The organism is Neisseria sp. HMSC055H02, assembly GCF_001813335.1.
Taxonomy (GTDB): Bacteria; Pseudomonadota; Gammaproteobacteria; order Burkholderiales; family Neisseriaceae; genus Neisseria; species Neisseria sicca_C.
Genome location: NZ_KV812067.1, coordinates 109660 through 121946 on the forward strand (window position 1 = coordinate 109660; position 12287 = coordinate 121946).

At 53.3% G+C, this 12287-nt stretch carries 14 protein-coding genes and 1 tRNA gene; 7 read left to right on the forward strand and 8 right to left on the reverse strand.

Features of this window, described 5'->3' with window-relative positions:
* The first annotated feature begins 303 nt into the window (after nucleotides 1-303).
* From argG to HMPREF2907_RS01795, 5 genes are all read left to right on the forward strand, one after another.
* The gene (gene argG / locus HMPREF2907_RS01775; RefSeq protein WP_070655413.1) at nucleotides 304-1647 is read left to right on the forward strand and encodes an argininosuccinate synthase; all 1344 of its coding nucleotides are present in this window, start codon (nucleotides 304-306) and stop codon (nucleotides 1645-1647) included.
* A gap of 70 nt (nucleotides 1648-1717) precedes the next feature.
* Entirely contained in the window at nucleotides 1718-1933 is a 216-nt protein-coding gene (locus HMPREF2907_RS01780) for a DUF4177 domain-containing protein (RefSeq protein ID WP_070602254.1), read from the forward strand.
* Nucleotides 1926-2141, forward strand: a complete 216-nt coding sequence (locus tag HMPREF2907_RS01785) for a hypothetical protein (RefSeq protein ID WP_045072146.1) — start codon at nucleotides 1926-1928, stop codon at nucleotides 2139-2141. Before HMPREF2907_RS01780 ends, HMPREF2907_RS01785 begins: the two co-directional genes overlap by 8 nt.
* A 96-nt stretch (nucleotides 2142-2237) precedes the next feature.
* The gene (locus HMPREF2907_RS01790) at nucleotides 2238-2687 is read left to right on the forward strand and encodes a DUF3290 family protein (RefSeq protein ID WP_045072149.1); all 450 of its coding nucleotides are present in this window, start codon (nucleotides 2238-2240) and stop codon (nucleotides 2685-2687) included.
* 12 nt (nucleotides 2688-2699) lie between these two features.
* Nucleotides 2700-3329, forward strand: a complete 630-nt coding sequence (locus HMPREF2907_RS01795) for a DUF421 domain-containing protein (RefSeq protein ID WP_070613526.1) — start codon at nucleotides 2700-2702, stop codon at nucleotides 3327-3329.
* Between the two features lie 138 nt (nucleotides 3330-3467).
* On the opposite strand, the gene HMPREF2907_RS01800 is transcribed toward HMPREF2907_RS01795, so the two are convergent.
* The 3 genes from HMPREF2907_RS01800 to HMPREF2907_RS01810 form a co-directional block, all read right to left on the reverse strand.
* Nucleotides 3468-4907 carry a surface lipoprotein assembly modifier gene (locus HMPREF2907_RS01800; protein WP_070679405.1) on the reverse strand — a complete coding sequence of 480 codons (1440 nt, stop codon included), beginning with the start codon at nucleotides 4905-4907 and terminating at the stop codon, nucleotides 3468-3470.
* A 108-nt stretch (nucleotides 4908-5015) separates the two neighbouring features.
* On the reverse strand, nucleotides 5016-5756 hold the full coding sequence (locus tag HMPREF2907_RS01805) for a Slam-dependent surface lipoprotein (RefSeq protein ID WP_003758881.1): 741 nt from the start codon (nucleotides 5754-5756) through the stop codon (nucleotides 5016-5018).
* A gap of 430 nt (nucleotides 5757-6186) precedes the next feature.
* Nucleotides 6187-6262: transfer RNA gene (locus HMPREF2907_RS01810), tRNA-Phe, on the reverse strand.
* Nucleotides 6263-6477: 215 nt separating this feature from the next.
* Between HMPREF2907_RS01810 and HMPREF2907_RS01815 the strand changes: the two genes are divergently transcribed.
* Nucleotides 6478-6750 carry an oxidative damage protection protein gene (locus HMPREF2907_RS01815; RefSeq protein WP_029609564.1) on the forward strand — a complete coding sequence of 91 codons (273 nt, stop codon included), beginning with the start codon at nucleotides 6478-6480 and terminating at the stop codon, nucleotides 6748-6750.
* Nucleotides 6751-6830: 80 nt separating this feature from the next.
* Here the strand turns inward: HMPREF2907_RS01815 and HMPREF2907_RS01820 are convergent, their stop codons facing one another.
* Both HMPREF2907_RS01820 and HMPREF2907_RS01825 read right to left on the reverse strand, forming a co-directional pair.
* Complete coding sequence (locus HMPREF2907_RS01820; protein WP_070679409.1) at nucleotides 6831-7436, reverse strand: nitroreductase family protein; 606 nt, start codon at nucleotides 7434-7436, stop codon at nucleotides 6831-6833.
* Between the two features lie 257 nt (nucleotides 7437-7693).
* Nucleotides 7694-8095, reverse strand: a complete 402-nt coding sequence (locus HMPREF2907_RS01825) for a DoxX family protein (RefSeq protein ID WP_070636013.1) — start codon at nucleotides 8093-8095, stop codon at nucleotides 7694-7696.
* Nucleotides 8096-8217: 122 nt separating this feature from the next.
* Here HMPREF2907_RS01825 and HMPREF2907_RS01830 point away from each other — a divergent pair, with 122 nt between their 5' ends.
* Nucleotides 8218-9114, forward strand: coding sequence for a LysR family transcriptional regulator (locus HMPREF2907_RS01830; RefSeq protein WP_003743316.1), 897 nt, complete (start codon nucleotides 8218-8220; stop codon nucleotides 9112-9114).
* Between the two features lie 79 nt (nucleotides 9115-9193).
* Here the strand turns inward: HMPREF2907_RS01830 and HMPREF2907_RS01835 are convergent, their stop codons facing one another.
* The 3 genes from HMPREF2907_RS01835 to HMPREF2907_RS01845 all read right to left on the reverse strand — a co-directional run bounded on the left by HMPREF2907_RS01835 (nucleotide 9194) and on the right by HMPREF2907_RS01845 (nucleotide 11838).
* Nucleotides 9194-9625 (reverse strand): plastocyanin/azurin family copper-binding protein, encoded by a 432-nt coding sequence (locus tag HMPREF2907_RS01835; protein WP_003743313.1) that lies wholly within the window; start codon nucleotides 9623-9625, stop codon nucleotides 9194-9196.
* Nucleotides 9626-10013: 388 nt separating this feature from the next.
* On the reverse strand, nucleotides 10014-10781 hold the full coding sequence (locus HMPREF2907_RS01840; protein WP_070679412.1) for an ABC transporter ATP-binding protein: 768 nt from the start codon (nucleotides 10779-10781) through the stop codon (nucleotides 10014-10016).
* A gap of 10 nt (nucleotides 10782-10791) precedes the next feature.
* Complete coding sequence (locus HMPREF2907_RS01845) at nucleotides 10792-11838, reverse strand: FecCD family ABC transporter permease (RefSeq protein WP_070679415.1); 1047 nt, start codon at nucleotides 11836-11838, stop codon at nucleotides 10792-10794.
* Between the last annotated feature and the right edge of the window lie 449 nt (nucleotides 11839-12287).

Below are 12287 nucleotides of genomic sequence, written 5' to 3' on the forward strand. Positions count from 1 at the left end.
CTCCCCAACCCTCCCCCGCAGGGGAGGGAGTCGGGTTGCGGATGGCGTAAAGGTCGTCTGAAAAGATTTTCAGCGAAACGGGCAAGGCTCATTTTCAGACGACCTTGACGGCTGACAATGTGTTCTATTTATAAGATAATGTTTCAACACACAGGACTACACACAAAGCGCAGCCCTATGTATCGCCCTGATTTGGAAGAGGTTGCATTTCTCCCAAACAGTCTCTGATTCTACCGCCCCGAAGGGCGGGGTTTCAACCGTTAAGGTATTTTTAATAACCCCTTTTAAGTCCGAAGAATTGTCATGAGCCAAAACAATACTATCCTGCAACACCTCCCCATCGGTCAAAAAGTCGGCATCGCCTTCTCCGGCGGCCTTGATACCTCTGCCGCGCTGTTGTGGATGAAACTCAAAGGCGCGCTGCCTTATGCCTACACTGCCAACCTCGGTCAGCCCGATGAAGACGACTACAACGCCATTCCCAAAAAAGCGATGGAATACGGTGCGGAAAACGCTCGCCTGATTGATTGCCGCGCGCAGTTGGCACATGAAGGCATCGCCGCCATCCAATGCGGCGCGTTCCACGTTTCCACCGGCGGCATCGCCTATTTCAACACCACGCCTTTAGGCCGCGCCGTTACCGGCACCATGCTCGTTTCCGCCATGAAGGAAGACGACGTCAACATTTGGGGCGATGGCAGCACCTACAAAGGCAACGACATCGAGCGTTTCTACCGTTACGGCCTCTTGACCAATCCCGCGCTGAAAATCTACAAACCTTGGCTCGACCAACAATTTATCGACGAACTCGGCGGCCGTCACGAAATGAGCGAATTTCTGATTGCCAACGGTTTCAACTACAAAATGTCGGTTGAAAAAGCTTACTCCACCGATTCCAATATGCTCGGCGCAACGCATGAAGCCAAAGATTTGGAATTCCTCAACAGCGGCATCAAAATCGTCAAACCCATCATGGGCGTTGCCTTCTGGGACGAAAACGTCGAAGTCAAACCCGAAGAAGTCAGCGTCCGCTTTGAAGAAGGCGTGCCCGTTGCATTGAACGGCAAAGAATACGCCGACCCCGTCGAACTCTTCCTCGAAGCCAACCGCATCGGCGGTCGCCACGGCTTGGGTATGAGCGACCAAATCGAAAACCGCATCATCGAAGCCAAATCGCGCGGCATCTACGAAGCCCCGGGCATGGCGTTGCTCCACATCGCCTACGAACGCTTGGTTACCGGCATCCACAACGAAGACACCATCGAACAATACCGCATCAACGGCTTACGCCTCGGCCGCCTGCTCTATCAAGGCCGCTGGTTCGACAGCCAAGCCCTGATGTTGCGCGAAACCGCCCAACGCTGGGTCGCCAAAGCCATTACCGGCGAAGTAACCCTCGAACTGCGCCGCGGCAACGACTACTCGATTCTGAACACCGAATCGCCCAACCTGACCTACCAACCGGAACGCCTGAGCATGGAAAAAGTCGAAGATGCCGCATTCACCCCGCTCGACCGCATCGGCCAGCTCACCATGCGCAACCTCGACATCACCGACACTCGAGCCAAACTCGGCATCTACTCGCAAAGCGGCTTGTTGTCGTTGGGCGAAGGTTCGGTATTGCCGCAGTTGGGCAATAAGAAATAAGGTTTGTTGCCCTACATCATTGGCAACTTAAGGGGTCGTCTGAAAAGACGATCCCTTATAAAGGAATCCCATGAAAGAATACAAAGTCGTCATTTATCAAGAAAACCTGCTGTCCAGCCTGTTTTTCGGCGCAGCCAAAGTCAATCCCGTCAAATTCAGCGCGTTCCTCAACAGCCAAACTCCAGAAGGTTGGCGTGTCGTAACCATGGAAAAAGACCAACGCCGTATGCTCTTATTTTTCAGACGTGAAGCCTACATCGTCATTTTGGAGCGGGAACGTGTTTAAGCTAGGCGTTTATGCCTGTCTCGGGCTGTTCGTCGGCTGGGTGTTGCTGCTGATTCTGCAACTTTGGTTTTCTTTTATCGAGGCAGAATTATTCTTCAAAATTACTCTGACCATGGCGGGGTTGTTTGTCATCATCCTCGCTGCCTTGCTGGTGTTCAGTCAGTATTTTTCCGAAAAGAAAATGAAAGACGACGGGTTTATCAACTGATGCGGCTCCGGACAAAACCTGCATCCAAACCATAATAGGTCGTCTGAAAAACCGTTTTCAGACGACCCCCACTATTTCCTCAAATCATTTGAAATCATGAAATTCTTCACACACTTTTATCTTGAAAACCATATGTATTTCAACGACTACTTGAAATACGTCCTCATTTTCGCCGCGCTCGTCGTCCTGCTGCTCGCCGTGTCGCAATACCTGCGCCACCGCATGGATACCAAATACCGCGACCTGAGCATCATTGCCCTGCTGCTGCTCATCCTCATCAGTGGTATCCAATACCTCTCATACAGCGAACGCCAAAACTTTGCCGCCGACACCTCGCGCATGGTCGGGTTTCTCAATGCCCTGATTGAAAACCAAAAAGTGGAAAAACGCGACATCAGCGTCAACAGCACGCACCTATACAACGGCATGATCGTCGGCATCAAAAACCAATACTACGAAGTCCATTTCAATCAAGACTTCTCCGCCTACACCCTGACCCCCATCAATTTGGTCAACAACAACATCGAACTCATCGACAAAGAATAACAGGACACACTCATGGAAGCATACTCCCTCCTTGCCTTCAAACTCCTTATGGGTATTTTAGGTTTGGTTTTGCAAATCAACCTCTTAGGTAAAGGCAATCTCGCCCCCACCTCCGCCATGGATCAAGTGCAAAACTATGTTCTCGGCGGCATCATCGGCGGCGTGATTTACAGCGACAGCGTCGGGCTTTTACAGTTTTTCCTCGTGATGGTTCTGTGGACGCTTTTGGTATTGAGCCTCAAGTTCATCAAAAACAACAACCGCTGGGTCAAATCCATCATTGACGGTAAATCCGTCTGGGTCATCGTCAACGGCGAAATCCAAACCGAAGAATGTATGAAAAACGGCATCAGCGCACACGACCTGATGTTTAAGCTCCGTGCCGCCGGCATCTACGAAATCGCCGCCGTCAAACGCGCCGTCATGGAACAAAACGGGCAGCTCACCGTCATCCAATACGGCGACGAAAGCCTGCGTTACCCCCTGATTACCGACGGGCAAATCGACCACGACATCTTAGAAATCATCAAACGCGACGACGAGTGGCTGCAACAGGAACTTGACCGCCTCCACCTTGATGTCTCGAAAGTCTATATCGGCGAATACATCGACGGGAAATTGGTGGCACACCCGTATCCTTGATTGTGAAAATGAAAGCCGTGTTTGGGTAAGGTTGTTTGCAATAAACCAATCTTCAATCCAATGCTCGAATAGAGTCAAAAGAAAAAAAGTCGTCTGAAAACTGAATTTCAGACGACCTTTGCGTTTCTGCGTCCTGCGTTAGAACGATTTCACCAGCGACAGACCGACTTCGTTTTGCTTGTAGCTGTACAGCCAGTCGGTGTTGCCGTGGACGCGGCGGTGTTTGTAGCTGAGGACGGGCTTCATGCCGGCGAATTTCCAGCGGTCTGCACCTATGCTGAGGCGGTAGGTTTGTTCTTTGTCGCGGCGGCGTTGTTCGAGTACGGCGTTTTCTTCGCGGTGGCTGCGGATGCCGAAGGTGGCGGAGGCGGAGGCATCGAAGCCGGCTTCAAACATTTTTGCCGCGCCCAGCCGTGCGGAGATGAGGCGGTAGCTGTCTACGGGCTCTTTGGCTTTGCGCTGTTGCCAGTCTATGCCGCCGTAGAGCATGAGGTCATTGCGCGGGAAGTAGGACAGGGTGTTGTAAACGGAGAAGAGGCTGCCGTCGAGCAGGCGGGTTTTGTCGGAATAGGAGAGGTGTTTCCACTCGGCTTCGGTGTTCCACGTCCAACTGCCTTTGTCGAGGTTCCACTCGCTGCGCACGCCGTAGGCGCGGTTGAGGGTTTTGCCGCCGCTGCCGTTCCATTCGACGAGCGGGGCGAGGGCGAAGGTGTGGCGGTGATTTTCAAACTGGTAGCCTGCGCTGAGGTTGAGCGTGTGTTCGTTGAAGTCTTTATGGTCGTGGTAGAAGCGGCCGTAGCCGAGCGTGCGGGCGGCGATGCCGTGGTGTCCTTTAATCTGCCAGCGGCGGACGGCGGCGGCTTCGTATTTGATGCCGTTGGCGGAAATGGGTTGGTCGCCTGAAAATTCTTCCCAGCATTCGCCGTCGATTTCGGTTTTACACCACACTTTGCCGCTGGCTTCGTTGATGTTGCTGTTGTGGACGGCGCCGACGGAAAGGCTGCCCTGCCAGCTTTGGCGTTGGTTTAGAGAGTCGCGGAAATGTCCGATGTTTTCTTTGACGGCTTCGGGCAGGTCTTCGTTTTGCAGGCGCATAAATTCGGAAGTGGCTTCGCGGTTCAGACGACCTTCAAAGAGCAGGCGGGCGTAATCGAGGCGTCCGCGCGTGAAGTCGGGGTGGCGTTGCAGCAGGGTTTCGTAGTCTTGTTTGGCGGCTTTCCACCTGCCTTCGCCGCGGGCGAGCGAGGCGCGAGCAAAGAGGGCGATGTCGGGGTCGTATTCGGTTTGCTGGGTATAACGCTCGAGCAGCGGGCGCACGGTTTGCCAGTCGCTGCGGTTGACGGCGTTAAACAGGGCTTCGCCTTGGTCGGCTTCGGGGTCGGTTTCGGCTGTCTGCCCGATGTTTTCGGCTGGAATGTCGAGGCGGTATTCGCGCACTTTTTGTTCCTGTTCCTGCATGGTTTGGCGGGTGTTTTGCCACAGGCGTTGCGCGGTACGGTCGTCTGAAAAGTCAGAACGGGGCGCGGCAAGGACGGGGGCGGCGAGAAACAGGAGAAGGCAGGCAGACGGTTTGTACATGGTGTCGGCTTTCCGGTCGGCGGGTTTCAGACGACCTTGAGAAGGTTGGCGGGCTGCTGTTTAAAAAAGCCTGCGTGAAGCAGGCTTTATGTTACTTAACTACGGATTTTAGCGTTTCACACCGCCGAATGCCGTATCCAAGTTGCGGTCGGTTTTAAATTTGGCAACACCGGCCAGCGCGCTTGCGTTGTGACCGAAGAAGTGGCCTTCGGTTTTACCGAAGTGGCCGTTGGCGCGGGCGTAGCCTTCAAACGATGCGCTGGACGGTTTGATGCGGGAATGGATGTCCATCTGTACAGCGTTGTTTTTCATAGAACCAGCCAAGACGCGTTGACCGAAGTCCGCGCGCAAAGTACCGACCATCGGGTTGTTGCCGGTGTAGTTGTTGATACCTTTGACGGCGTAGTTGGCTACACCGGATACCGGCATAGAGGTGGCGCGTTTGTCGCCAGAGTAGAAAACGCCGCGGTTGGTGCCTTTGGCGTATTCTTTGCCGACCCACTCGCCGTAGTACACTTCAGAGCCACCGCTCTTGATGGTGTTGAACGCATAGCGGCCGAGGTTTTGACGGGTGTATGCGTCGTTGACCTGTACGGTTTTCACGCCGTTGCGGTCTACATTGCCGGGCATGCGGTTGACGTTGGTGTAGTGCACGCCCGAACGGTAGGCAGCGTGTTTCATCACTTTTTCGCCTTCGGCTTCAGATGCGGGTTTGCCCCATTTTTTGCCGTATTTGTGGTTTTGGTAACCGTAATCAAATGGATTGTAGGCATTGTTGGCGGCAAATACGCCTGCGCTGAACAAAACGGCTAAAACAGCAGCGGTGGTTTTTTGCAGATTCAGTTTCATGATACGCTCCTTAGGGGAAAAACGATGGTGGGGAAAATGATGTTCCGTCCGTGTCAGTGTGAGCAGACTATCGTTATGTGAGGAGACTTGTTTTTCTTTTTTCTGAACATCATTCTAGAGGGGGAGTGTTAGAGGAGAATTAGCGGATGTTTTAGGGAGTGTCTTAATGAGATAAGAATAGGATAAGAATGTTTGTTTTTAGTTAAGAAGTATAGTAAACACGGTTGGCGTTGGCGCACGCCGCAATTTAATCTGTCCTTATTGAGATGTTTTGGTGATGGATTAATTGAAATGATTTATAAAGAAGGGGAAAGGTCGTCTGAACATTTCTTTCGGCCGAACCCGCAGAACTTGTTTCAGACGACTTTTGAAATTGAGAAATAATATCTAAGAAATAGGCAAAAAAATAACCGCCTGAGGCGGTTTGTTTTGGTGGCCAGAGGCGGAATCGAACCGCCGACACACGGATTTTCAATCCGTTGCTCTACCAACTGAGCTATCTGGCCTTCGCTGTTTCGTTGCGAGATGTGAATTAAACCAAAAACGGCGTTTTAACGCAAGGTTTATTTCGATGCGCTGTATATTATTTTTATAAACATATGTTTTGTATTGAATTAAAAAGCGGCGTATTAGGCAGATTTTGTCCGTTGCAGCCTTTCCTATAAACAGGCAATACGATAAAATATGCGCTGTCTGAAACACCATCATGAAGGAAGCCGCCATGACCCGTATGGTTCACTGCGTCAAACTCGGCAAAGAGGCCGAAGGTATGAAATTCCCGCCGCTGCCCAACGAGCTGGGCAAGCGTATTTTTGAAAATGTGTCCCAAGAGGCTTGGAATGCGTGGACGCGTCATCAAACCATGCTGATTAACGAAAACCGCCTGAGCCTTGCCGACCCGCGCGCGCGCGAATATTTGGCGCAGCAGATGGAGCAGTATTTCTTCGGAGACGGGGCGGATGCTGTTCAGGGCTATGTCCCTCCGCAAGAATAAGCGCAAGCTGTTTTGAATGACAAAGGTCGTCTGAAACCGAAATTGGTTTTCAGACGACCTTTTTTAATGTTGACGGGCAATTATGCGCCGAACACTTTCAAACGGTTTTCCACCGGCTCGAAGGCTTTTTCACCGGCAGATGCTTCGATGCCGCCGATAACCATTTGCGCGCGCAGAAGCCAGCTTTCGGGCAGGTTCCATTCTTTGGCGATGGCGGCGTCGGGCAGCGGGTTGTAGTGTTGCAGGTTCGCGCCCACGCCGGCGGCGGCAAGCGTTGTCCAGACGGCGTATTGCGTCATCGCGTTCGCATGGTCCGCCCAAACGGGGAAGTTGGCGGCATAAGAAGGGAACTGCTCTTGCAGGCCTTTGACGACGTTTTGGTCTTCGAAGAACAAAATGGTCGCCGCGCCTGCTTTGAACAGGTTTAATTTTTGCGCGGTCGGCTCGAATTGTTCGGCAGGCACGATGGCGCGCAATGCGTCTTCAACGAATTGCCACACTTTGCCGTGTTCTTCGCCGAAAAGGACGACGACGCGGGTGGATTGCGAGTTGAAGGAAGAAGGCGTGTGCAAAACGGCATGTTTGACGATTTCGCTGATTTCTTCGTTGCTGACAGGCAGATTTTTATTCAGCGCGTAAATGGAACGGCGGGTTTCTGCCGCTTGCTGCAAGGTTTGATAAGTCATTTTGTTTTTCCTTTGATTGATGTTTAATCGGTTGGCGGGTTTGGAAATGGATTCGCAAAACCCGCTTTATAGTGGATTAACTTTAAACCAGTACGGCGTTGCCTCGCCCTTAGCTCAAAGAGAACGATTCTCTAAGGTGCTGAAGCACCAAGTGAATCGGTTCCGTACTATCTGTACTGTCTGTGGCTTCGTCGCCTTGTCCTGATTTAAATTTAATCCACTATACTTGTTTTCTTTTCAGACGACCTTTGGGTCTATCAGGATTTGTTTTTGCCGAACAGGTTGTCCAATGCCAATGAGCCGCCGCCGGCTGCTGCGAGATAGAGGAACACGAAGCAGAACAATACTGCCGATTCGCCGCCGTTGGCAAGCGGGAACAGCGCCGAACCTTGGGAGGCGTGTGCCATGAAATAGGCAGCCGCCATCTGGCCGGACAGGATGAAGGCGGCGGGACGGGTAAACAGTCCGAGAATCAACAGGATGCCGCCGACGATTTCCAAAATGCCTGCCACCAGCATCAAGCCTTCGGGCGAGCCGCCGCCCATGGATGTCGGGAAGCCGAAGAATTTCGACGTACCGTGCAGGAGGAAGAGGTAGGCGGTTACGATACGCAATACGGACAATAAAATAGGTTGGATACGGGCGCAGGTTGCAGACATGGGGTTCTCCTTATCAAAATGCGGGGTTTAAATGAAAACTAATCTTATCTGTGCAGTATAGATAATTACTGCCGGTAGATATATACTTCTTTTATTGACACAACGTTTCCCTAAAAGAAAACATGGATACCCTGTTCAGCCTCAAAGTTTTCCGCCAAGTCGTCCAAAGCGGCAGCTTCACCCGCGCCGCCGAGCAGCTTGATATTTCCACCGCGATGGCGAGCAAACACGTCAGCCATCTGGAAAATTCGATTAAGGCCAAGCTGCTGCACCGCAACAGCCGCAACCTCCACCTGACCGAAGCAGGCGAAGAATACTACCGCCAATGCAGCTACGCGCTCGACACGCTCGACACCGCCGCGCAAAAGGCGGCAGGCGGGGCGGACACGCCGCAGGGCATGTTGCGCGTAACCATGCCGCTTTGGTTTGCGGGCAATTTAATCGGCACTTGGCTGGCGGAATACCGCGAACGCTATCCCGAAGTCACGCTCGATCTGGTGCTCGACAACCGCCACGTCGATTTGATTGCCGAAGGCTTCGACCTTGCCTTGCGCGTGGCAAAAACCTTGTCGCCCTCGCTTATCGTCAAGCCGCTGGCGCAAATCCAATTCGTCCTGCTTGCCTCGCCCGAATATCTGGCGAAACACGGCAAACCGCAAACGCCCGAAGAGGTCATGCGCCATCCCGCCATCCTGCCGACCTACACCGACCAGCGCAATTTGGAAATCACCCATCGGGAAACGGGCGAAAAAAGTATTCTGACGCTCAATCCGGTGATTCAAAGCGACAATACGCTGATGATACGCGAATTGGTCAGGGCGGGCGCGGGCATCGCCTATCAGCCGTTGTGGTCCGCCAGACAGGATTTGAAGGAAGGCAGGTTGGTCAGCCTGCTGCCGGAATATCGGGTGCGGACCGAGCAATTAAACGCGGTTTATGTGGACAGGGCGTTTTTGAGCGCGAAGGTGCGCAGTTTTATCGATTTCCTGAACGAGAAGATTTCGGCGGAAGGGGAATGAGGATTGGGGATGAAGGTTGGCAAAAGGTCGTCTGAAAACGGGAAACGGGTTCAGACGACCTTTTGGTTTGTGCGGCGGTTTATTTGACCTGCTGCATGTATTTTTTCAGACGACCCTTGCTCTGCATGGCGCGGTTTTCCAGTTCGTCCACGACGGCTTGCGCTTTGGCTTTGTTCACCGGTTTGCCGACCTGAATCACGCCGCTCATGTTCATCATGCGGTGCGGCGGGCAGGTATAGACGTATACGCCTTCTTTGTCGAGTTTGAGGGTGAAGTCTTTGCCGTCTTCGGACAGGAAGTCGGCAACGCCGTCGGGCAGGGCTTTGCTTTGCACCCAGTGGCCTTTGTTGGCGGCTTTGAAGGTTACGGTGTCGCCGACTTTGGCGTTGACGTAGCCGGGTTCGAACACCATGCTGCCGTCTTTGCCGTTGTCGAGCATTTTGACTTCGTGGTTGGCGGCATATGCGCCGAGGGAAGCGGTCAGCATGAGGAGGAAGAGGGATTTTTTCATGGGGGGAGTCCTTTCTAAGGATATAGTGGATTAACTTTAAATCAGGACAAGGCGACGAAGCCGCAGACAGTACAGATAGTACGGTACCGATTCACTTGGTGCTTCAGCACCTTAGAGAATCGTTCTCTTTGAGCTAAGGCGAGGCAACGCCGTACTGGTTTAAAGTTTAATCCACTATAAAAAATATGGGGCGGGCTGATGAGTCGGAGAGGTAAGCCTTGGGCTTACCGCCCTCTCCCTAACCCTCTCCCGCGGGAGAGGGGATAAGTTGCAGGGAGTTCGCAGGCCGGATGCTCAAATCCGACATTTCAGGAGCGGATTGTTAATTGTCAACCGTCGTCATTCCCGCGCAGGCGGGGAATCCATTGGAATGACGGCGGCGGTTAAGTTACGCACTCTGCCGCATCGGGCGGATAACGGGCAGGCCTTTGCTGTCGTATAAAAGTTCGATGTCCACTTTATACAGCCTGCCGATCATGTCCGCCTGCAACACGTCCTGCGGCGCGCCCTGCGCCTGTACTTTGCCTTCGCCGAGCAGAATCACGCCGTCTGAAAACTGCGCGGCGAGGCTCAAATCGTGCAACACCATCAGCGTAACCAGATTGTGTTCGTGCGTGTATTGCACCACGCGCTCCAAGAGGTTCAACTGGTGGTGCATATCCAGCGCGCTGACCGGTTCGTCCAGCATCAGGATTTCGGGGCGGCGCATCATGACTTGGGCAAACATCACAAGCTGCCGCTGTCCGCCGGAAAGCCGCATGACGTCGCGGTGCGCCAGATGGCCGATGCCCAGCTCCGCCATGATACTTGCGGCTTCGTGCAGCAGTTCGTCGCCGACGTGCATGTGCAGCGCGTCCATGCGGCCGAGCAACACGACTTCCAACGCGGTCAGCGAGGCTTCGGCGGCGGTGTCTTGCGGCATATAGCCTATGCGTTTGCGCCAGCTTTGCAGGTGGATTTTGCTCAACACTTCGTCGCCGTAGCGGATGGTACCTTTGTGCGCCACTTCGCCGAAAATCGTTTTCATCAGCGAGGATTTGCCCGTACCGTTCGGACCGAGCACGGAATAGACTTTGCCTTGTTCCAGCGTCAAATCGATACTGTCGGCGACCACATAATCGCCGCGCCGGATATGGACGTTTTCAAGTTTCAACATTTCAGACGACCTACCGTTTCGTTAACACAATCCAGAAGAAGAACGGCACGCCGACAAACGCGGTAACAATCCCCACCGGAAACAGCGCACCCGGGATAATCACCTTGGACAACACGCTGGCGACCGATAAAAACGCCGCCCCTGTCAGCATCGCGCCGGGCAGGAAAAAGCGTTGGTCCTCACCGAGCAGAATCCGCGCCACATGCGGCGCGACCAATCCGATAAAGCCGATTACGCCGACGAAACTGATTGCCGTCGCCGTCATCACCGCTACCAACACCAGCGTTTTCAGGCGCAAAAGTTGCAGATTGATGCCCAGCCCGACGGCGCGTTCTTCGCCCAAGCGCAGCGCAGTCAACTTCCACACATCGCGTGAAAGCAGCAGCACGCATACCGCCGTAACCGCCGCCGTAACGATGACCGTTTCCCAAGTTGCTTTGTTCAAACTGCCAAACAGCCAAAACAAAATCTGCTGTGAAATCTCAGGCGCGGCGATAAATTGAATCAGCGACAAAATCGACTGAAACAGAAACAACAGCGCAATCCCGACCAACACCAGCATCGCCGAATTGAAGCGGCGTGCCGAGGCAAACAGAAACAAGATGCCCGAAGCCAGCATGGTCATCACAAACGCGCCGATGGGAACGGCGACCGTTTCAGGCAGCCCGAAACCGCCGAACGCAATCACCACCGACGCGCCCAAACCCGCCGCCGCCGCCAAACCCAGCGTATAAGGGCTGGCCATCGGATTATTCAACAACGTCTGAATCTCCGCTCCGCCGACACCCAAAGCCGCACCGACCACCAGCGCCATCACCGCAATCGGCAGGCGCAGATCCATCACAATCAGGCGGTTCATTTCATCGACTTCGGGTTTGCCCAGCAAAACATTGACCACTTCGCCGACCGGCAGCGTGTCCGTCATCGCCGGGCCGGTGGCGATGTCGAATAAGAAGCTGACCGCCGCGATGATTAAAAACATCAAAACAATCAACCAACGCTTGCCTTCTAGCCTGCGCTGGTTCCTCACAATCTCGGCGACAACCGAATCATTCATTTTTCAAACCTTTGAAATTAAGGAACAAGGTTGGGCATTCATGCCTGACCATCTCTTTTGTTTGTGTTTTGAAGGGTGTTTTTTTGAAAATCGGGATAACGGCGTTCCAAACGGCTTTGCCCTCTCCCTAACCCTCTCCCACGGGGAGAGGGAATCGGATGACTGAAATTCAACTATTGTTGTGATTCCCTGCAATTTGTTCTCTTTCCCACGGAGAGAGGGTAAAGTCCGACCATTGTTGTGATTCTCTGCCATTTGTTCCCTCTCCCCGCGGGAGAGGGTTAGGGAGAGGGCAAAAATAGTCAAACCCACCTAACACTCCCCGCTCGCTACGACGGAAAGTCGTAGCGTGGGCTTCGCCCACGAAAACATGGAAACCCCCATACCGTTTGCCATCATTTCTGTAAACGCTACTGATCCCCTCTCCCCGTGGGAGAGGGCTAGGGAGA

Excerpts from the sequence above, each read along its gene's own strand:
- argG (WP_070655413.1), top strand. The coding sequence starts at position 304 with ATGAGCCAAAACAATACTATCCTGCAACACCTCCCCATCGGTCAAAAA.
- HMPREF2907_RS01780 (WP_070602254.1), top strand. The coding sequence starts at position 1,718 with ATGAAAGAATACAAAGTCGTCATTTATCAAGAAAACCTGCTGTCCAGC.
- HMPREF2907_RS01790 (WP_045072149.1), top strand. The coding sequence starts at position 2,238 with ATGAAATTCTTCACACACTTTTATCTTGAAAACCATATGTATTTCAAC.
- HMPREF2907_RS01795 (WP_070613526.1), top strand. The coding sequence starts at position 2,700 with ATGGAAGCATACTCCCTCCTTGCCTTCAAACTCCTTATGGGTATTTTA.
- HMPREF2907_RS01800 (WP_070679405.1), bottom strand. The coding sequence starts at position 4,907 with ATGTACAAACCGTCTGCCTGCCTTCTCCTGTTTCTCGCCGCCCCCGTC.
- HMPREF2907_RS01805 (WP_003758881.1), bottom strand. The coding sequence starts at position 5,756 with ATGAAACTGAATCTGCAAAAAACCACCGCTGCTGTTTTAGCCGTTTTG.
- HMPREF2907_RS01815 (WP_029609564.1), top strand. The coding sequence starts at position 6,478 with ATGACCCGTATGGTTCACTGCGTCAAACTCGGCAAAGAGGCCGAAGGT.
- HMPREF2907_RS01820 (WP_070679409.1), bottom strand. The coding sequence starts at position 7,436 with ATGACTTATCAAACCTTGCAGCAAGCGGCAGAAACCCGCCGTTCCATT.
- HMPREF2907_RS01825 (WP_070636013.1), bottom strand. The coding sequence starts at position 8,095 with ATGTCTGCAACCTGCGCCCGTATCCAACCTATTTTATTGTCCGTATTG.
- HMPREF2907_RS01830 (WP_003743316.1), top strand. The coding sequence starts at position 8,218 with ATGGATACCCTGTTCAGCCTCAAAGTTTTCCGCCAAGTCGTCCAAAGC.
- HMPREF2907_RS01835 (WP_003743313.1), bottom strand. The coding sequence starts at position 9,625 with ATGAAAAAATCCCTCTTCCTCCTCATGCTGACCGCTTCCCTCGGCGCA.
- HMPREF2907_RS01840 (WP_070679412.1), bottom strand. The coding sequence starts at position 10,781 with ATGTTGAAACTTGAAAACGTCCATATCCGGCGCGGCGATTATGTGGTC.
- HMPREF2907_RS01845 (WP_070679415.1), bottom strand. The coding sequence starts at position 11,838 with ATGAATGATTCGGTTGTCGCCGAGATTGTGAGGAACCAGCGCAGGCTA.